The following is a 21,358-nucleotide window of genomic DNA, read 5'->3' as shown; positions in this document are numbered from 1 at the left end:
AAATGAAAAAGACATTTATTTATAGTGCAGTTTTGTTTTGTGGTGTTTTGACAGCGCAGACAACTGTAAAAGGAATCGTTTATGAGGATTTGAATCAAAACGGTAAAAGAGAAAAAAAGGAAAAAGGAATTGCTAATGTTGCGGTTACAAATGGTCGCGAAGTAGTTTTAACAGATAAAAAAGGAAACTACGAACTTCCGTTAAAAGACGATGCTATTATAGCGGTAATCAAACCGTCGGCTTATAAAATTCAGGTGAATAAGGACAATTTACCTCAGTTTTTCTACAATCATAAGCCTGCTGGTTCTCCAAAAGGTAAGTTTGAAGGAGTAGCGCCAACAGGAAAACTTCCAGAATCTGTAGATTTTGGATTGATTTCTCAAAAAGAAACGGCTGATTTTACAGCGCTTGTTTTTGGAGATCCTCAACCTTATACACTGGAAGAAGTTGATTTTTTTACAAGAGGAATTGTTGCTGAAGTAGAAGGAATCAAAAATATCCCGTTTGGACTAAGTATGGGAGATTTGGTTGGAAATGATTTGAGTTTATTCAATCCGTATATTCAGGCAGTGAAGAAAGTCGGAATTCCGTGGTACAATCTTTTAGGGAATCACGATTTAAATTTTGATGCTAAAGCAGATCATTTAGCTGATGAAACGTACGAAGCTCATTTTGGTCCAGCCAATTATGCTTTCAATTACGGAAAAGTGCATTTTATTGTAATGGATGATGTATTATATCCAGATCCAAGAGATCATGAAGGGTATTGGGGAGGTTTTACAGAAGAGCAATTAAAATTCATAGAAAATGATTTGAAACTTGTTCCAAAAGACAATTTAATTGTTTTGGCTTTCCATATTCCAATAAGTGAGCCAGATACTAAAGATGATTCTTTTAGAGATGAAGACCGTCAAAAATTATTCGAATTGTTGAAGGATTTTCCAAACACACTTTCGCTTTCGGCGCATACACATTTACAGAGACAAGATTTTTTCGAAAAGAAAGATGGCTGGTTACAGGAAACACCGCACCATCATTACAATATCGGAACCACTTCAGGAGATTGGTATTCTGGAAAACTGGATGAAAAAGGAATTCCAATTTCAGTGATGAGAGACGGAACTCCAAAAGGATATGCTTTCATTCATTTTAATGGAAACAAATATACAGTTGATTACAAAGTGGCAGGAAAACCAGAAAATTATCAAATGAAAGTTTTCGCTCCAAAAGTAGTGGCAAAAGCAAAACGTACAAAATCTGGTGTATTTGCTAATTTCTTTATGGGAAGTAAAAAAGACAAAGTGGTTTACCGCGTAGATCAAGGAGAATGGAAAGAAATGGAATATGTAGAGGTTCAAGATCCATCATACGTAGAATTGGTTTACGAATGGGAATTGTCTGAGGTGCTTATGCCAGGAAAACGTTCATCAGATCCTGAAAAAAGTACACACGTTTGGAGAGGAAACATTCCGTCTGATCTTGCTATTGGTGAACATGCTATCGAAATTAAAGCAACAGATATGTTTGGAAAAACGCATGCCGCAAATACAACTTACAGAATAGATAAAGTAAAATAATCGATTTTATAAAATGATAAAAATCAAAAAGATAAGCTGTGTTTTAATAACGGTTTTAGCGATATATTCTTGTGGAAGTCAAAAAGCAAAAACTTCAAAAATTGAAGTACAAGGACATCGTGGCGATCGAGGGAATTTTCCAGAAAATTCAATTCCTGCTTTTATCAGCGCTGTAAATAAAGGTGTTGATGTTCTAGAATTGGATGTTGTAATTTCTAAAGATCAAAAAGTTGTCGTTTCTCACGAGCCTTTTATATCTTCTCAGTACATGTCGGATTTTGCAGGAAACCCAATTGCAAAGGATAAGGAAAAGAGTTATAATCTCTATGAAATGACCTACGACAGCATCAGAAAGTTTGATGGAGGTTCAAGAGGAAATGCTAATTTTCCAAACCAGCAAAAACAAAAAACATATAAGCCTTTGCTGTCAGAATTGATCGATACTATTGAACACTATATTGCCAAAAACAATTTAAAACCTGTTCGTTATAATATCGAAATAAAATCTGAAAAATCTGATTATGGAAAAAGACAACCTGAGCCAGAAGTTTTTACTCAAATGGTAATGAAAATCATTAAAGAAAAAGGTATCGAAAAGAAGATAAATATTCAGTCTTTTGATCCAACGGTCTTAAATGTGATGCATAAAAAGTATCCAAAAACAAAATTGGCTTATTTGGTTGGTGAAGGGACTATAGCTGAAAACCTTTTATTGCTTGATTTTAAACCAGAAATTTATAGTCCGCATTATAAACTGTTAAATAAAGAAGCAGTAGATTCTTTGAGGCTTTTAAAAATAAAAATTATTCCGTGGACTGTTAACGATGACAAAGCTATCGATAATATGATCCAGCTCAAAGTGGACGGAATTATTACAGATTATCCAGAGAAGGTAATTCTGAAATTATAAGTTTTAGTTTTGTTGTGTTTTTTTAGAATAGGCTTTCAAGTAATTGAAGGCCTATTTGTTTTGTAAAATTTAAAACATAAACCTAATTGCAATACACTTTGCTATCAATTTTGATCAAACCTTTTAAGGTGATGCAGCTTTCATCAGTAACTGAGTCTAAAAAGATATAACCCTGATCATTTAATGATATTAGTGCATCCATAAGTAATGCTTGGTCTTTTCGCTCAGCAAAAATATAATAAACAGAGGTTTTTGAAATACGCGAAATTGGATTTATGAGATTTCTCAATTCTTCTAAAGTAAAACTAGAATTGTATCTCGTAGAAAGAAGCTGTAGGATTTTTTCAGAAAGGGTAGATAACGTTTCCATAAAATAGTGCTTTAAAATTATATACGAAGATTTTTGCTCTATAGTTTTAAAGACAATTTGTTAGCAAGAAAAGTAAAAACTTTTTTATCTTTGATTAAGAAATTAAGTACAAAACAAATTGCCCCATTAAACCATATTTCATGAAATTATCTGCACTTGTTTTAGCAGCGAGCCTGCTTTCATTTGCTGCATTCTGTCAAAAAACAGTTGCACCTGGCAGCAAGGATATCAATACCAAATATATCAAACCTGAAAAATCACTTTTTACTGTTTATTATGTCAAAGATACTAGTTGGACAAAGCAAGGATCATTGGCCTATGATATTGTAGCGGCTAATAATCAGTTGAGTTTGTCTAGTATCTATACACCAAAAGATAATTCATTTGTGACTTCTAGAACTACTACGGTAGATGATGTGACACTAAAACCAATAAGTTATGTCAGTGATGGTAAGACTACAAAACTAAATCTGAACTTTGGTGAGGCTGTTACGGGGACTTACTACTCTAAGAAAACTAAAAAAAGTAAAAAGCTTAATCTGCATCCTACAGGCGACTATATTGACTGGAGTTGGATGGATCATATGATAGGAACATTACCTTTGGACGTTGGTTACAAAGCCCGAATTCCACAGTTTTATTATAATGATGAATCTAATGTGCTTGTCGAATATTACAGTATAAAAGAAGTAAAAAGTTTTATTTTTAATTCTCTAAAGACAGGTAAACATGAGACTTGGCTTGTAACGGTTTCAGAAGAAAGCACTAATGCTGTCTACAATTATATCGTAGACAAAAAAGATCGCCGTCTTTGGCAGCGAGAAATGTCGATGGGTAAAGGAATGTGGGAAATTACAGTGAATGAGGAGTTGGATTATCAACCTATTAAAAATAAATTCAACAAAGAAGAGGTGGTGCAACAAATCACTAAAGGAAATAGTGTAGTTATTGGTACAGCCTATGCACGAGCAAATTCGGGTAAAAAACTAGGAGGTCTAGTTAATACTGCAAAGAAACAATATGCACCAAAAGGAACGGAGATTACACTTTTTCCTAGTTCTGCCTATTATGAAGAGTGGGTAGAAGTGAATAGTAAAATCCGTAAACAGAAAAAAATGCCTGAAGTTCCTTTGAATCGTGATTTTGGTTATTCTGTCAAAAAAGCCAAAGTTTATGATGACGAAGGACATTTTGAGTTTTCAGACCTAATGCCAGGTACTTATGTGATTATGGCTAGCTTTGATTTTTCTAACTCGTATAACTACTCCTATGTTTCAGGTTATACAAACTATTATAACTATTGGGGATATACGGGTTCTACAACAAATTATGGCACAGCAAGAGCATCATATGTGGACAAAGCCAATATTGAGAAGCGTGTAACCATAGACAAAGATGGCGAAAAGAAAGAAGTTAATTTAAAGGAAATGTAATCGTTGTGATTAACAATTTTAAATAAAGAAGACTCTATTTTTTGTTGACCAACAGAAAACCTATACCGAATCCCAGTCCCGCGAAAAGTGCTAATTTGAGATTACTAACCGTTTTGGAAGGTGGATTTCCGTAAACGCGCAGTGGTTCGTTAGAATTTGTTAAAACATTTCCGGGGTTATTCTCTTTTTCGGTGTTAAGCTTCATTTTTGTTCTAACAACAGCTGATGCCGTGTTTATTATCAGTTTTGGAAATAATTGATAGGTTTTTGTAATTGCCGAAGCTCGTAAATCTGGAAACAAATCTTTTCTTGGATGTTTTGCAAGATTGACCATTTGCGCTGCAGTATCGCGTGGATCAGATGCTATAGAAGAAATTTTCATATCAAATCCTGAGTACTTTGCTGAATGCAGATTACCTGTAGAATTTTGTAATTGAGGGTAAAGATTACAGATATGAATATTTTTTCTGTTCGATATTTCGCCCTGAAGACATTCCATCATACCTCTAATTCCATATTTGGATGCAGAGTATACGGCACTGTATGGCGCTGGCATAAATCCTCCGATAGAAACATTGTTAATCAGAATGCCTTTATTTTGTTCTTTAAAAATTCTAATTGCATTATAAGCTCCATGCATATATCCGAACAAATTGGTTTTAAGGACTTGCTCGTGAATTTCCATTGGAATTTCTTCAAATTTCCCACTGGCCATTACACCAGCATTATTGATCCAGATATCAATTTTTCCATACGCTTCTAAAGCCTCGCTAACAACTCTATTTACGTCTTCTGCAATTGACATATCTGCCGAAACACCAATAGCCGAAACACCAAGGGCACGACAATATTCCACAACATCATAAATCCCTTTCTGACCTCTTGCTACTGCAATAATATTACAGCCTTCATTTGCAAAAGCTTCAGCAGCTGCTCGACCTACACCGCTGCTTGCACCAGTAATCACTACATTTTTTCCTTTAAGATTGTTTCTACATATTTCTTGATCTTTCATATCTCAATTCGTTAAGGTGTTATAAATTATTCTAAAGTATTCTTGCAGTTAATATTCAAAGTTTCTTTTTGAAAAGATGCTGTTGTTTTTTTCGTTGGTTCTGCTTGAGGAACTTTTTAAAATCTGTTTTTTCTCAGAAGTTCTGGTGCTTGATATTCTGTTTTTCTTATTTGGAATATTCATGTTGAGTAGTTTAGTAACAGAAGAGTCTGTTTTTAGAATTATAAAATTATTCTACAACTATTGATTTTCGGTTATATAATTACATTTGGTAATTGTTTAATTAAGAGGTTCTTCCTAATAGATTTAAAAACAAAAGCCCCTTAAAAAGGGGCTTTCTATATAATAAATAATGTTTAAATCAGACCGATTTTGATTGGTATGATGCATAAGACTGTAATGCAACAGAACTAATAATAAACAAAATGCCAACATAAAAAGAAGTGTTTACAGATTTACTTTCATTAAAAAATAAAAAAGCAATTACAATGGCATAAATGGGTTCGAGATTAAAAGTCAGATTGACTGTAAAAGCGGGTATTTTTTTTAGAACTTCGGCAAAAGCCACATAAAGACCAACAGTACAGAATAATGATAATAAGATAAGATAAACCGTATCAAGAGCATCAGGAACAATCGTTTTTACTGGAAAAAAGTACAGATAAAACGGAAGCAAAATAATTAGGAATAGCGAACCAGCTGTCATTTGGTAATAGTTGATAAGTCTGCTGTCATAAAATTGTACCAAACGTTCATTGTATATGGTGTACAAAGCAGCAAAAGCAGACGAAATAACACCAAGAATAATTCCAAATTGATAAGAAGCATCAAAGTGAAATATCAGACTTATTCCTGCAAGTGTGAGAGCACTTAGAAAAAGTTCAGTGAACTTAAACTTTGATCTATCAATAATTGGTTTAAAAACAGCTGTAAAAAAACTCGTCAGACAATAACAAATAACACCAATAGATATATTAGAATATTTAATACTGGCATAAAAGAAAACCCAGTGGATTGTAATTAAAATTCCGACCTTACCAATTGATTTTTTTTCGTTGTTCGTTGTTTGCCCGCCCAATTTTAAAAACCGTGTAAGAACAAATAAAATTAATGCGGAGAAAATTACTCGATATAGTGTTAGTAATCCTTCATTAAGTGTAATAAGTTTTCCAAAAACACCCGTGAATCCTGCTAAAAATACAGCAAGATGTAATAATAAATATGAATTTTTCATGAATTTTGCGCCAATCTCTATGGTATATTTTAATAATTATTTGATAGGCATACCAAAACAACCAGATGTTTATCCAGTAGTATGCTCCGTTAAATCAAGAGACATTATTAAAATTATGGAGGAGGAAGACAACCGTTTCTATTCATAAAGGCAAATATAAACTTAAATTATAATACTACCAAAACGCACATGTCAGATTTAATTTTGTGCGTTTATCATTTTTACTTAGAGTATTCAAGAAATTAAAAAGTAAAAGTTTCGGTAAACTATCAACTATTCTATTCTTTTTTTAAAGTCATAATTTCATCAGCTGAAACTTTGATTACAGTACCATGTCTTGTTCCTGTTGGGAAACTTACTTGTTCTGAAATATCTTCCCAGCCTTTTGAAGTTTCTTTTACAGCTCCATATTTTTTTTGCGTGTATTTATCAAAATAAACAATCCAGTTGCCATCAATTTTTATTGCTGTCGGGCCTTCTGCCCAATAATCACCTGTAATTGGTTTGCTTGCTGGAGTGTAAGGACCAGTTAAGTTTTTACTATAAGCCACTTTTAAATTCTTTTGAGCCGGATTTCTGGTTTCATCTTTTAAATACATAACATATTGCTGATCTTGTTTTACGATAGAAGCATCTATGACATTAAAACCTGGTTCATACAATAATTTTGTTTTTGAGAATTTTTTAAAATCTTTAGTTGTGGTGTAGTAAATTCTATGATTGTATCCTTTTTCTTCCTCTGATTTTGTTTCAGGGAATTTACCATCAATTGTAGAAGCCCAGTAAATCATATATTCTTTTGATTTTTCGTCATAAGTAATTTCTGGAGCCCATGTATTTCTGGCTTTTTCTTCATGCGCCATTACTGGAATAAATTCTTGTTTTGACCAATGAATCAAATCTTTTGATGAAGCATGACCAATACCTCTGTCTGTCCAGCTCACGGTCCAAACCATATGATACAATCCGTCTCCGCCCTTGATAACGCAAGGATCTCGCATCAATTTATCTTTTCCAACTTCTGGAGTTAAAAATGAAGTATCGTTTTTTAAACTTATCCATTTGTAACCGTCCTCACTGTAAGCCAAATGAAGTCCGTCTTCGCCATTTCCTTTAAAATAGGTGAAAACATAACCATCTGGTTTTAAGGTGTAATTGTTTTCAGAAAGCCATTTTTCACAGTCTTTTGGCCAATTAGCATTTGTCCCTTTTACGCCTAATCCAAAGCCGTGCCCTCCGTTTTCATACAAATGCATTTCTGCTGAAACCTTTTCTTTCTTTAGTCCTAAATAATAATTAATACTATTTTCAACAGGAACCGCTTTGTCGTCTGTTGCATGAACTAAAAACGCTTTTGGCGTTGCTGTATTTATTTGTATTTCATTTGAATATTTATCAGCTAATTCGCTACCAGCATTTTTTCCTAACAAATTATCTTTAGATCCTTGATGCGTAATACCTTCCTGCATTGAAATAACAGGATAAATTAAAATAGAAAAATTTGGTTTCGCACTAATAGTATCTGATGGAGTATAAACTTTATCATTATAATGTGTTGACAGCGTAGAAGCCAAATGTCCTCCTGCAGAAAAGCCCATAATTCCAACTTTATTTGGATTCAATTTCCATTTTATAGCATTTCTTCGGACAACTCTTATAGCTTCTTGAGCGTCTTGAAGAGGACCAACAATTTTATTTTTCATAATTAAATCGCTTGGCAATCTATACTTCAAAACAAATGCATTTATTCCCAGACTATTAAACCATTCAGCAACTTTAAAGCCTTCTTTGTTGATTGCCAGCATGCCATAAGCGCCACCGGGACAAATAATAACAGAAGTTCCGTTCGATTTTTCTGGATTGGCTAAATAAACGGTCAGCGTTGGTAAAGTTACTTTTCGAACTCCATCGGCAATACCATTTTTATCTTTGTCAACTATTTCAGAATAATCTTTTGAGACGATTTCGTCTGGAATTTTATCCCATAACGGAATTTCTTTTTTCTGCGAAAGTGCCTGAATTGTTAACGAGAGAGACAGAAAAAGCAATGTGGCTTTTAAACGATTTAAATTATTTGATTTTTTCATAAAATTCTATTTCAACAATGCGTAATTGACCAGACGCATCAACTGATGTTTTATCTTTGTATAAATCTAATTCTTTTGTTGGATCAACTTCAACAATTTTCGAAAATACATCTTTTTCTTTGTTTGTTCCAATCAATTCAATAGTGATTTTTTCTGCCAAAACAGGCTCCAACGGAATCGTAATATAACCTAAACTCTGAGTCGTATTTCCTTTAAAAACTTCTTTTCCGTCTGCTAAAATCCTGATTGGATAAATTTTGCTTCTCCAGCCTGTAAATTTAGCAACAACTTCATTAACAATTGATGGTTTTGAAAGCGTATACGTTATAGATCCAGTATTGATATTTCCATCATTTCTCCATTCAGTTAATTCGTTGTCGTCATAACTTTTATAGGTATCATTATTGTTTGAAGGAGAAACCGCATTTAAAATATGTAAAGGAATTCTTTTTTGGGTATAAGAAGCTGTTTTCGGAGTAGGTCCGCGTTCTAGATTAGAAGGCAGATTGTTTCCTGGTAACTCTTCTGAAAGACCGTTTATTGTATTTACTGTTTTAGTCTCAAATGATATTTCATCCGATTTTAACCCTTCAGATTGAGCAGAAACAGTTATTTTTCCGGCTTTCGCCAAAGACTGAATCATCACTCGGTTTATGCCATTTTCAACTGGAATTTCTTTTGAAAGAATATAATTTTTTGGACCTTGAGCTATTCCGCCAAGCCAGTTTACAGGACCTTTAATAGAAAATGAAATCATATTATTACTGATTGGACAACGATTACCATTTTTGTCCAATACTTCAACTTCAATTAAAGCGGTATCAGCACCATCAGCAAGTATTCCTTGTGGTTGTGTGATTAATTTTAATTTGATTTGAGATGGTTCGCTAACGGTTATTTTTTCATCTTGACTTAAAATAGTTCGGTTTTCATTATAACCAATTGCTTTGATTGTGCCTGATTTAAAGGCAATATTTTCGAAAGTAAATAAAAACTCATTGCTTCGTTTTCCAAAACCTTGTGAAATTCCGTTTACAAAAAGTTCTACTTTCGAAGCTGTAGAAACGACATAGATGTTCTTAACAACATTATCGGCATAATTCCAATGTCCCATAATATGTGTACGATGCTTTTCTATATCAACCCAACCATCCCACATCACTTTGTGTGCCCAATAACCATCTTTTGGAATACGCATGGCGTCAACTTCGCCGCTGGTTCTATAGTTTGATTCGCCTCGATGATGTGTATTGGAATCTGAAAAAATAATATTGACACCACCAGAATTTACTCGTTTTCCTGTTCCAGGTCTTTCTCTATAATAATCGTACCATCGAATCACATTTTCAATCGCATGACGATCCTGATTATGATTATAGTCAGCTGCTGGATTTCCTCTGTATAAGGGACCGTCGCCTTCTTTATGAAATGGAGGAGAAAATTCGTCCCAGTATTTTCGCATTCCCTCATCCCTTGAATATTCTGTAGCCCACAATGGTTTTCGTGCGCTTTTATTGATGTAAAGCATTTCTCCACCATATTCAGCTTCTTGGCTGTCCAACATTTCACGCGAACCAATTGCTCGTCCGCCAAAAGGATCATAAGTATCTCTCAGGCTTTTCATTTCGTGCATGTGCGCCTCGCTGATAGATTCGTTGCCACTTTCATAAAAAATAATACTTGGATTATTTCGGTTATAAATAATCGCATCGCGCATCAGATTTACACGTTGTTTCCAAGTATCGCCTTGTGCATCTTTTTCAGCGTCACCAGCAGGCATTGCTTGCAATAAACCAACACGATCACAAGATTCAATATCTTGTTTCCATGGGGTGACATGCATCCATCGAACTAAATTTCCATTGCCTTCAACAATTAATTTATTGCTGAAATCGCTCAGCCAAGCAGGAACCGACATTCCAATTGCCGGCCATTCGTTGCTGGTTCTTTGCGCATAACCTTTTATTTGTAAAACTCTATCATTAAGCCAAAATTGACCTTCGGCGAAAGCTGTTTTTCTAAAACCAGTTTTGGTTGAAACTTCGTCCACAATTTTACCGTCAATTTTTAAAATGGTTTTTACCGTGTATAAGTAACCGTAACCCCAACTCCAAAAATGTAGATTTTTTACAGGAGAATTTGCTTTTACTATTTTGGTTTCATTGGGTGAAATTGTCGTTTTTTCTCCAGAAAAGGAAGCAATTTTTTTTCCTTCCAAATCTTCAACAATCACATTATATTCTATAGTTTTTTGAGTGTCAAATTCATTGCGAACTTCAGTTTCAGCATTAATGACAGCAGTTTCTTCTTGAATATTAATTTTTGAAGGATAAATGTAAACTCCAGTCGTTTTTAGATTGTTATAGAGTGGAAGTGTCTGGTATAATTTATTGGTAATATGTAGAAAAACATTTTTTGGAATTCCGCCGTAATTGGCATTGAAATTAATATTATTCCATTGATAAGGAGCTCCAGTTGCCTGTTCTTTGTATTTCCAGTCATTGTCGATTCTTAGCGCGACAATATTTTCTTGTGGAAAAGGCTTGATTAAATTTGAAATATCAAAACCAAAAGCCATGACGCCATTTTCATGCAATCCAATTTTTTGTCCGTTGATATAAATGGTTCCTGCTTGGCGGATGCCTTCAAATTCTAAGAATATTTTTTTGTCATTAATTCCTTTAGGAAGCTTGAATTTCTTTCGATACCAAACAATTCCGGTTGTGAGATGTTCAATGTCTTTTTCGAAAGCTTCTTCTTGATTGTAAGCGTGAGGGAGTGTGATTTTTTTCCACGAATTATCATTAAAACTAAGAGACTCTGCATTTTGAGAGTCTCCTGTTTTTAGTTTCCAATCGGAATTGAAATTGTATTTTTCTCTCTTAAATTCCTGAGAAAATATCGTGGTTTTAAAAAGAATTAAAACAAGAAATAAGAGTGTGTTTTTCATTATTTCATTTTATAAATTTCTGAACCAGCTAGTAAGAAACAGCCTAAACCATAATCTTCAAAATCAGGAATTTTATCGTAAGATAATGGCTGACCATCTTTAGGCTCTTTTCCAGTCGATTGTAAAAAACCTAAAAAGCCATTTGTGTGTAAACTTTCAGTTGTAATGGCATTCCAAGCTTTTTGAACAACAGGTAAATAGGTTTCTTTTTTCAAAATGCCACTGTTGATTCCGTAAGCCATTCCGTAAACGAATAAAGCAGTTCCAGAAGTTTCTTTTTCGCCGAAATTTGTTGGATCGTGCAAACTCACATTCCAAAATCCGTCAGGTCTTTGAATTGGCACTAAAGCAGCTGCCATTGCCTTTAAATCTTTAATATATTGCTCTCTGTGTGGTGCGTTTTCAGGAATAATGGTTAACACTTTTGCTAAAGCGCCAATAACCCAACCGTTTCCACGGCTCCAGTAACAATTTTTTCCATTTGGTTCTTTGTATGGAGGATCAAAATCAGCATCGCGCCACCATAAACCATCTTTTGGATTGAAAAGCCCATTGTCGCCATGTTTGTTTCTTGAATACATGTACATTTCATACATTTTTTCGAAATAACGATTGTCTTTTTCTAAAACTCCCAATTTTGCAAAAACTGGCATTCCCATTTGTATAGCGTCAATCCAAGACCAATCATCCAATTGAGGTGTGTTTAAAAGCATATTGATATTTGCTTTTGTATTTTTTAGTTTTTTAGCGTCTGGTTCTAAATTATACAAGTCAATATAAGTTTGAGCAGCACAGTAATTATCGGCGTTACGAGTTGTATTTCCTCCGTTGAATCCCCATTTATGAAACTCAGACCAAGACATGGCATAATCGTAATACGCTTCTTTTGGGAAAATTTCGTGCAATGCCATTAATCCTTCATAATAAACTCCACGTGTCCAAATGTTACTTGGACGTTCTTTATTAGTGATGATCGTTTTACCTGTTTCTGGCCATTTTTGCATGAAATAATCATTGGCTAAAATCATTTGTTTTAGAACTAATTTTTTGTCAAATGGCTGTTGCGCGCTGATTGTACAGGTGTACAAAAAGCATATTGAGAAGAATAAGGATAATTTTTTCATTTTTTGTATTCTTAGTTAATAGTTAGTTTTGCTGTTTTAATGGTGTAATTGTTATTGGTCCTAAAAGTCCCGAAGACATTGGAGCCCATTTTGTTGCATCAAATTTTTTATAATCTTTATCGACCATATTGATTTCATAAAAAATCTTCCATTCTTCGCCTTTTAATTCTTTATTGCGAATGCGGTTTGCAGAAAGATTGGTTACTTGAATTTTTAATGTATTTTTTCCAGATTTTAATTTTTCGATATTTAATTGATAAGGAACAGACCACGCTGTACCTATAAATTCATCATTTAGCCAAACTTTTGCGCTTTCGCGAACATCTCCTAGGTTTAAACTCCAATGTTCAATTTTTTTATTTGGATTTTCAAATTGTAAAGTATATGTCGCTGAACCTGAAAAAGCTTCGGCTTCTGGGCTTAATTTTGTCCAAGATTCTAAAGTTGAAACTGTTGCGCTTGGTGGCAATTCTGGTCCGCCTTTGTCAAAATTGATTTTCCAGTCTCCTTTTAATGGTATGGCTTCAGCAATTGGTTCGTAATAATTCCATTTTTTTTGCGAAGCCGTATTTTCTGTTTTTAGGAAATAAGATTCTCCTGGTGCAATCTTAATTTTAACCAAAGTTCTATTGGCTTCTTTTTTTACCATTGCATTTCCAAATTCTCTAGTCAACGGATTTAAAATCACCACTTCTTTATTTCCTATTTCTATCGGAATAAAATCATCAATTGTTTTTGGAGTATGATTTACCAAATAATATATTTTTTCGCCATCAACATTTCTTCTGATGAATTTTAAACCTGTATTTACAAGCGTTTCTGGATAAATTTGAGCATTTTCTAAAGTTTTGAAAATATCCGAAGTTGGTTTAACCAAATCGCTATTAGCTGTCAAAATCTTTTGAAGTTCTTGTTCTTGCTTTTTATAATCGTTAAAACCAGGAACAGATTCTGGAAGTCCTTCAAAGATAATTTTGGCACCAGCTTTTTGCAATTCAATCAGTTTTTGGATTGTGGCAAGCGGCATTTTTTTCACTGGCGGAATTACTAATGCTTTAAAAGTTGTTCCGTTCAGATTGATTTTCCCGTTTACAACTTTGGCATCGGCAATAAAATTATCTGAGATAAAATCTACGCCATAACCTTTATTCATTAGGTTTTTTGTTGAACTGTAAAAAGTTGTAGGGTGAAGCCACTCTTGAAGTGAATGTATTTTGAATTCAAAGAATAAAGCCCCTTTTTGGTATTTGTCCCAAGTGTCGAAAATTGGCCAGTAAAGCAAAAGTTCATTATCTGATTTTCCTTGCTGCAATAAAGATTGGCAGTTTGAAATATAAGAGAATAGAGAAGGAGCATCTTCCCAAATATTATTATTTGCATTGAAATTTACTGACGCATAAAATTGCCATCCCGGCCAAACAGCTCGATCTGGTGAATAAGTCGAACCGTGCAGAAAAATATGATTTATTCCGCTCAGCATCAAATCCTCGGCTTCTGGTTTACATTGCGAAAGAGCTGTTTTAAAATGTTCTCTCAACCAAGTAAAAGTCTCAGATGAAACTAGATTTTTGCCAGAAACATGGGCTGCTGATGAAGAAAATTTCAACATAACAGGATCAGCATCGCCTTCTCGAATGTCTTCTTTTTCTCTTCTAAAACCTGGAATGTCATATGGCATAGAACCAAAAGTTTCACACTCTGGAATATCGGCAGCTGCATATAAATCGATTAAATTTCCAGGCGAACCATGGGCTTGTAATTTCGTTTTAAAACTTTTTGAATGTGCCCATTCTGTCCATGGTTTATCAAATTTATTCAACAATAAATCACCAATAGTTTGGCGATAATCACTTCTAATACGGTTTCCAATTTCTCCGTCGGTTTCGTTTAGTAGTATTGGTAATTGTTTTTTTAGGTCGTAACCACGTAATTTTTGAAATTCTTCGAAGAATTTAGGCGTAAAATCAGTGCCATAAACTTCATAGCTATCATTAAAAATGGCTCTTATTTTCCCTTCACGACCTTTAAATGCATTGTTGAAAGGAACTACATAAGCATTAAAAGCGTCTTGCGAATAATGATCTAAAGTAAAACCACTTCCTCCTGGCGCCGCTCTTTTTACTTGTTGGCCAGTTTTGCCGCTATAAACAGCATAAATGGTATAATCTGTTTTTTGAGCTTTCCATTTTAATTTGTTAGGATCAGTTTGATTTGGAATTTCTACAGATTTACCATCAATTCCTTTGTCTTTTGTTTTGTTTTGATTCTTTTTCAGAAGATTGGTTAAATTGATGTAAGAACCATCTTTTCCGTAAGCAACTACATATAATAATTCGGCAGGATTTTTTTCTTTTTGCTTTTGAAGTGTAATGTTTTTATCAATAGTCTCGTCTTTTTTAATATGATATTTTTCAATAATCAATTTTGTTGCGGCATTAGCGACTGTCACATGCGATCCTCCATAAGGCCATCCTGTTCCTAGAACCATGTCCACTTGCATATGAAGACTGTCTGCAACATGAATGGTATAGTCTAGCATTTCCATCCATTTGGGAGAAAGATAATCGATGAAATTGTTTTCTTCTCCTTTGACACCATATATGGGAGTGATTTCGACACCGCCAATTCCGACCTTATGAAAATCGATTAAGCTTCTTTTTAAGTTTGGTTTATCTACCGCACTTCCCATCCACCACCATCTTGCCCACGGCTGATTTATATTAGTAGATTTAGGCCATGGTGAGTTTTCATTTTTTTGACTAAAAGAAATTACGGTTATAAAGAGGAAAAAGACGATATATGATTTTTGTATTCTCATTTTTTAGGTTGCTGGTCTTTAAAGTTGGTAAGGTGTTTAAAGCATTTTTTCCGTCGTAATTAGGGACAACGATAAAGTAAAAATATTTTTTGTCATTCAAAATGCTATCCTGTAGCGTCCTGTTTTTTGTGAATTTAATAAATGTATTATTTACAATTATTGATGTTTATTTTTGAATAATACATTTGTTTAGGTGTATTAAATAGTTAATACTTTAAAAATATTTTTAATAAATTTTGAATATGAGAATTTCTGTTTTGAGAATATGCGTATGCTTGAAAATCAGTAGGTTGAGACTGCTTTTCCTGTTAAAAAAAACACAATAAAAATATAATGTATTGATAGTTAACAGGATACTACAGGATACAACGGCAATCTCTTCTGGATAAATTTGGTTGAACTAATTAACTAACCAAATTTAACTTTTTATGAAAAACAAATGGAGTCTTTTTGTGGTCTTCTTTATGTGTGCTCTGTTGCACACATCAGTTTTCGCACAAAACAAAACGGTTAAGGGGACAATTACCGATGTAGCCGGGCTGCCTGTGCCAGGAGCCAATGTGATTATTAAAGGAACAAAGCAGGGAACCAGCACTGACTTTGACGGGAAGTATTCTATAAGTGCTTCGCCAGGACAAGTATTGGTTTTTTCTTCTACTGGTTCTAAAACAGTCGAAAAAACAGTTGGTACTAACTCAGAGATTAATGTAAGTCTTGCTGATGAAGTATCTGAGCTTAATGAGATTGTTGTTGTCGGATACGGAACTCAGAAGAAATCTGATGTAACAGGATCGGTGTCAACTATATCAGCTCAACAGTTAATGAATCGACCTGTTTCTAATGCTACTGAAGCATTACAAGGTAAGATTGCCGGGGTTGATATTACGACAAATGAGCGTCCAGGTAGTCTTGGTACGGTTCGTATTCGTGGTACTCGATCTCTTACTGCAAGTAATGATCCTTTATATGTAGTGGATGGTGTTCCATTAATGTCTGCTTCTGCAATTGAAACTTTAAATCCAAGAGATATTGAATCGATGGATATTCTTAAAGATGCTTCGGCGACAGCTATTTATGGATCTCGTGGTGCAAATGGAGTTATTATTGTAACTACTAAACAAGGAAAAGCTGGTAGATTTACTTTAAATTATGCAGGTACTGTAACTACTTCTGAAATTGTTGACAGAGCGCCATCAATGAGTGCTTCTGATTTTATTACTTTCAGACGTTGGGCAGCTTATAATCTTGATCCGACTAAATATGCACATCCTGATTCGCCAACTATGGCAAATGACAGATTGATTTTTGACAGTGCATTAGATGGGCAAACTTCAAGAGATAATGTATTGAAAGGATGGGCAAGCGGTTCGTGGGATGCTTCTAAAGTAACGAATACAGACTGGACTGATTATGTAACTCAGGGCGGAGTTAGCACAGAGCACGTTATTAGTGCAAGTGGAGGTTCTGAAAAAGTAAATACCTATGGTTCTGTAGGTTATTTGGATAATCAAGGTACTCAAAAAGGACAGTGGTATAAACGTTACACAGCAAAACTGACATCTAATATTACTCCTGTGGATTGGTTTAAAATGAATGCCTCTTTTAATGTTTCATGGAGTGAGCAGGATTATGGTATGTCAACTTTAAGTGCAAGAAGTGGTACAGCTCCAGATGCGATTTATGGTGCGGCAAAACAAATTTACAATATTGCAGTTCCTTATGATGCAAATGGTAATTTGATTATTAATCCTGGTGGAGAATCAGGAGTTTATACGATTATGGATGAGTGGAATAAAAGTACACAACAATCTCAAACAATGCGTATTTTGGCGAATTTTTCTGCTACTTTAGATTTTGGAAAAATGACAAAATCATTAGATGGACTTACTTATAAGATAAATTTCGGACCTGATTTTCGCCATTGGAGAGAGGGGGCCTATATTGATGGTACATCATCTTTAAAAGTGAATTCAAATGGAAGTGCTGGTGTTAATTATGCTCGTCTTCAAAACCGTCGTGATTTTTCTTGGACTGTAGATAACATTATTAACTATGATCGTACGTTTGCAAAACATAAAGTTGGATTAACTTTATTACAAACAGCATCATCATGGAATATAGAGAATTCTTCAATGAGTGCTAATAATATTCCTAAACCTTCATTTTTATGGAATGCAATGGGATCTGTAGATGCTACAAATGCGGCGAATAATGCACGAATGAGTTCAGGTCTTACTGAGCGTGGTATTAGTTCTTATATGGTTCGTACAAATTACGGATTTGATAATCGTTATCTATTGACAGTTTCAGGACGTTGGGACGGAGTTACACAATTATCTGAAGGTCATAAATGGGATTTTTTCCCTTCTGCGGCATTAGCGTGGCGTATTAATAATGAAGAATTCTTAAAAAATGTTACTTGGGTTGATAATTTAAAACTTCGTTTAGGTGTAGGTACTTCAGGTAACTCTTCTGTTGATCCTTATGGAACTTTAGGAAATATTAGTCAAATATTCCTTCCTTTTAATGGTATGAGTAACGTAGCAGGTTTTACTACAAATGAACCTTATTATACTGCTAATCAAACAGGAATGCCTAATAAAAATTTAGGTTGGGAAAAAACAACTCAGTACAATCTTGGAGTTGATTTTAGTTTCTTAAACAACAGAATCAGTGGTACTATTGATGCTTATAAATCTGATACTAAAGATTTGCTTTTACAAGTTGATATTCCACCAGTATCAGGTTATCCATACATCGTTTCTAACATTGGTCAGACAAAAAATCATGGTGTTGAGGTAACTCTTAATCTTATTCCAATAAAAACTGCTAGCGGATTTACATGGGAAACTAATTTAAATGGTGCATGGCAAAAAGATCAAATTGTAAAACTAGCGAATGGTGCAAATGATATGGTAAGCAATTCATGGTTTATTGGAGAATCTATTGCTGTTCGTTATGGATATGATAATCAGGGAATTTGGCAAAATACTCCAGAGGATCTTGCAGAAATGACGAAATGGAATGCTAATGGTTACAAATTTACTCCTGGAAATGTAAGACCAAAAGATCAAAATGGTGATTATAAAATGGATGCTAGTGATCGTGTAGTTGTAGGTAATAGTAATCCTAACTGGACAATGGGATGGAATAACAACTTTACTTATAAAGGATTTGATTTAGGAATAAATCTTTACGGTCGTACAGGATATACTGCATCTTTAGGAGGTGAAGCTTTAACGGCTCATGCTAACCAGCGTGAAACAGATTACTGGACTCCGGATAATCCAAATGCTGAATTTCAAAAACCAATTTTAGGTCAGGCTACTTCAGGTTCACAAGACGCTTTCTCTGGACTTCTAGGTTTTCAAAAAGCATCATTCGTAAAAATTCGTAATATTTCTTTAGGTTACAATCTATCTAAAGATCTAGCAAATAAAATTGGATTGGCAAACATGAAGCTATATGTTCAGGCTGTGAACCCAGGAAGTATCTACCAGTCATTAAAATGGTACGATTTTGACACTAATAGAACTTATTTCAACCGCAGTTTTGTTATGGGGGTTGAAGTTGGGTTTTAATGAATTGTGGCGAATTGAAGTATAACAATAAAAGTAAAAAAATGAATAATATAAAAAATATAGGAATTGGTCTTTTATTAATGGCGGGGGTATTTTTTACTTCGTGTTCAGAAGACTTTCTTGACGAAGAACAAACAAATGCATATTCGACAGCTTATTTTGATACACCAGAAGGTCTTCAGGCTTTAACCGTATCTTTATATGGTAATATTCGTTGGCATTTTGGTTTCGAATGGTCTTACGGTAATACTTTATATGGTACCGATGAATTTACCAATGCGAATGACCTTACAAATGAAATGTGGAATACTTATGATAATCGTTTTGGACCAGTAGGAGCATCAACTGCAACAGGAGCAGCTAATGGAAATGCGACAAATCCAAATGCGCTTTGGGATGAAATGTACTACGGTATTGCGTCTTGTAATACAATCATTTCAAAAGCAGAAACGGTAATTTCAGATTTGAAGATTAGAAATCGTTGTTTAGCTCATGCTTATTTTTTAAGAGGATATAACTATTACAGACTTGTTGCACAATACGGAGGTGTTGTTCTTCAAACTAAACCAATCGAAGGAGTTGTTCGTAACTACGAGCGTGCTACAGAAGAAAAATGTTGGGAACAAGTAATATCAGATTTCCGTACCGCTTATAGTCTTTTTGAAGGTGAGGTTTTTACTTATGGAAAAGGAATTACATGGACAAAAGCAACTGCAGCGCATTTCTTAGCAAAATCATTATTGTTCCGTGCGTCTGAACGTAATGATAAATGGAATAGTGCTTATAAAGATTCGGATCTAAAAGAAGCAATTGATGCATGTTCATACGCAATTACAGCACGTGGACCACTAACACCTAATTATAGTGATTTATATGCAAACTGGACAGGAATTGATTGTCCGAATGAGCAGTTAAATGAAATTTTGATGGCAGCGGGTCATAATGGTGATGCATCTACTGTTGGTCGTTTTGGAAACCGTACTTATAGTTATTTTGCTCCTCAATTCTCAAGTTTTTCTGGAGGATGGGTAAAACGTGGTGTATGGATTGGAAGTATGGATTTTCAGCGTTGTCGTCCGACAGAATATACTTATGGGATTTTTGATCACGTAAACGATGCACGTATGTGGAAAACATTTAGAACTGTTTATGGTGCTAATACTGTAATTACTCCGAATCCTTCAGGTGTAAAAGTTGGTGATCCTGGTATTATAATGATTTTGAATACCAAAAATGACAATACCTATAATAATGCTAAATTTGGAGCAAGTGTACAGGCACCAACTTGGACAGATGTTAATGGCCGTCTACCTGAATGGAATACAGGAGCTAGACAAACTGCTACTACAGGAACTTTGGCTGTTAAAAAAGGACAATTTGTACCTAACTCTTCAGTATTATACCAAAATGGAGTTTATGTAGCGCCTACTTTTAAAAATCAGCCAATTTGTAACTTCTTTGCAGGTATCAACAAAACGGAAGATGGTTCACGTACTGCTGAAAGAGGTGATGCACACCGTGATGTAATTATGGCACGTCTTGCTGAAACGTATTTAGTGCGTGCAGAATGTTATGCTCGTCTTGGTCAATATGGAAATGCAATGCAGGATATTAACGTGGTAAGAGTTAGAGCACAATGGAAAGCTGGAGAAAACAGATCTTATTACAATGACGGTTCTCAAGCATTTAAAGTAAATCCTTTAAATACAGGAAGTTCAGCTACAAACTTTACAGCTTCTAATTTAGATATGAATACGTATTATTTGTCTAATCCAACACTTGCAGTTACAACTGCGGCTTCAGATTTAAGATTGACTTCTTTTCCGAATAGTTTGCCAGCTGAAGATGAAGCGGTTATGGTTAAAGTTGGAGCTTCAACAGATAAAGAACGTGCGATTAACTTTATACTTAATGAGTCTACTCGTGAGCTTTTAGGAGAATGGCAGCGTTGGGAGACACTTTCTCGTACTGGAATGCTTATTAAACGTGCTAAAGCATTTAATGCTGAAGCTGCACCAAATATTACAGTTAATAAACACGAACTTCGTCCAATTCCTCAAACGTTTATTGATGGATTGTTAAACGATGATGGTTCAAACTTGTCTAGTGCGCAAAAAGCAGCTTGGCAAAATCCAGGATATTAGTATCTTTTTATTTTTTGTTTTTGAAGAAGAAAATCGTCTCATTTGAGACGATTTTTTTTCGATTTTAAATAGTGCGAAAAAGTTTTTACTAGTTGTATAAATCAACAGCTTTTTT

12 protein-coding genes are annotated in these 21,358 nt (G+C 34.4%); 5 read left to right on the top strand and 7 right to left on the bottom strand.

The window, feature by feature from the left end:
- Positions 1-2: 2 nt before the first annotated feature.
- A complete protein-coding gene (locus tag VGE71_RS05095) occupies positions 3-1,577 on the top strand; it encodes a calcineurin-like phosphoesterase family protein (protein ID WP_331137330.1) in 1,575 nt (524 codons plus the stop codon).
- Positions 1,578-1,590: 13 nt separating this feature from the next.
- A complete protein-coding gene (locus tag VGE71_RS05090) occupies positions 1,591-2,487 on the top strand; it encodes a glycerophosphodiester phosphodiesterase family protein (RefSeq protein ID WP_331137329.1) in 897 nt (298 codons plus the stop codon).
- Positions 2,488-2,569: 82 nt separating this feature from the next.
- Here VGE71_RS05090 and VGE71_RS05085 read toward each other — a convergent pair whose 3' ends face one another.
- Positions 2,570-2,857 (bottom strand): hypothetical protein, encoded by a 288-nt coding sequence (locus VGE71_RS05085; RefSeq protein WP_331137328.1) that lies wholly within the window; start codon positions 2,855-2,857, stop codon positions 2,570-2,572.
- A 311-nt stretch (positions 2,858-3,168) separates the two neighbouring features.
- On the opposite strand from VGE71_RS05085, the gene VGE71_RS05080 reads away from it, so the two are divergent.
- Entirely contained in the window at positions 3,169-4,290 is a 1,122-nt protein-coding gene (locus VGE71_RS05080; protein WP_331137327.1) for a hypothetical protein, read from the top strand.
- Positions 4,291-4,324: 34 nt separating this feature from the next.
- Here the strand turns inward: VGE71_RS05080 and VGE71_RS05075 are convergent, their stop codons facing one another.
- The 6 genes from VGE71_RS05075 to VGE71_RS05050 all read right to left on the bottom strand — a co-directional run bounded on the left by VGE71_RS05075 (position 4,325) and on the right by VGE71_RS05050 (position 15,518).
- Complete coding sequence (locus VGE71_RS05075) at positions 4,325-5,305, bottom strand: SDR family NAD(P)-dependent oxidoreductase (RefSeq protein WP_331137326.1); 981 nt, start codon at positions 5,303-5,305, stop codon at positions 4,325-4,327.
- Between the two features lie 361 nt (positions 5,306-5,666).
- Complete coding sequence (locus VGE71_RS05070; RefSeq protein ID WP_331137325.1) at positions 5,667-6,539, bottom strand: DMT family transporter; 873 nt, start codon at positions 6,537-6,539, stop codon at positions 5,667-5,669.
- 278 nt (positions 6,540-6,817) lie between these two features.
- Positions 6,818-8,626, bottom strand: a complete 1,809-nt coding sequence (locus VGE71_RS05065; protein WP_331137324.1) for an alpha/beta hydrolase fold domain-containing protein — start codon at positions 8,624-8,626, stop codon at positions 6,818-6,820.
- Positions 8,610-11,576, bottom strand: a complete 2,967-nt coding sequence (locus VGE71_RS05060; RefSeq protein WP_331137323.1) for a glycoside hydrolase family 2 protein — start codon at positions 11,574-11,576, stop codon at positions 8,610-8,612. Before VGE71_RS05060 ends, VGE71_RS05065 begins: the two co-directional genes overlap by 17 nt.
- Positions 11,576-12,700 carry a glycoside hydrolase family 88 protein gene (locus tag VGE71_RS05055; protein ID WP_331137322.1) on the bottom strand — a complete coding sequence of 375 codons (1,125 nt, stop codon included), beginning with the start codon at positions 12,698-12,700 and terminating at the stop codon, positions 11,576-11,578. Before VGE71_RS05055 ends, VGE71_RS05060 begins: the two co-directional genes overlap by 1 nt.
- Before the next feature lie 22 nt (positions 12,701-12,722).
- Entirely contained in the window at positions 12,723-15,518 is a 2,796-nt protein-coding gene (locus VGE71_RS05050; protein WP_331137321.1) for a glycosyl hydrolase, read from the bottom strand.
- A 428-nt stretch (positions 15,519-15,946) separates the two neighbouring features.
- Here VGE71_RS05050 and VGE71_RS05045 point away from each other — a divergent pair, with 428 nt between their 5' ends.
- Together VGE71_RS05045 and VGE71_RS05040 are read left to right on the top strand one after the other, a co-directional pair.
- A complete protein-coding gene (locus tag VGE71_RS05045) occupies positions 15,947-19,099 on the top strand; it encodes a TonB-dependent receptor (RefSeq protein ID WP_331137320.1) in 3,153 nt (1,050 codons plus the stop codon).
- A gap of 41 nt (positions 19,100-19,140) precedes the next feature.
- Positions 19,141-21,243 carry a RagB/SusD family nutrient uptake outer membrane protein gene (locus VGE71_RS05040; RefSeq protein ID WP_331137319.1) on the top strand — a complete coding sequence of 701 codons (2,103 nt, stop codon included), beginning with the start codon at positions 19,141-19,143 and terminating at the stop codon, positions 21,241-21,243.
- Positions 21,244-21,358: the final 115 nt, after the last annotated feature.

Source organism: Flavobacterium sp., from assembly GCF_036405015.1.
Classification (GTDB): Bacteria; Bacteroidota; Bacteroidia; order Flavobacteriales; family Flavobacteriaceae; genus Flavobacterium.
The sequence above is the reverse complement of the archived record's forward strand: the minus strand, read 5'-3'. Positions and strand labels throughout refer to the sequence as shown.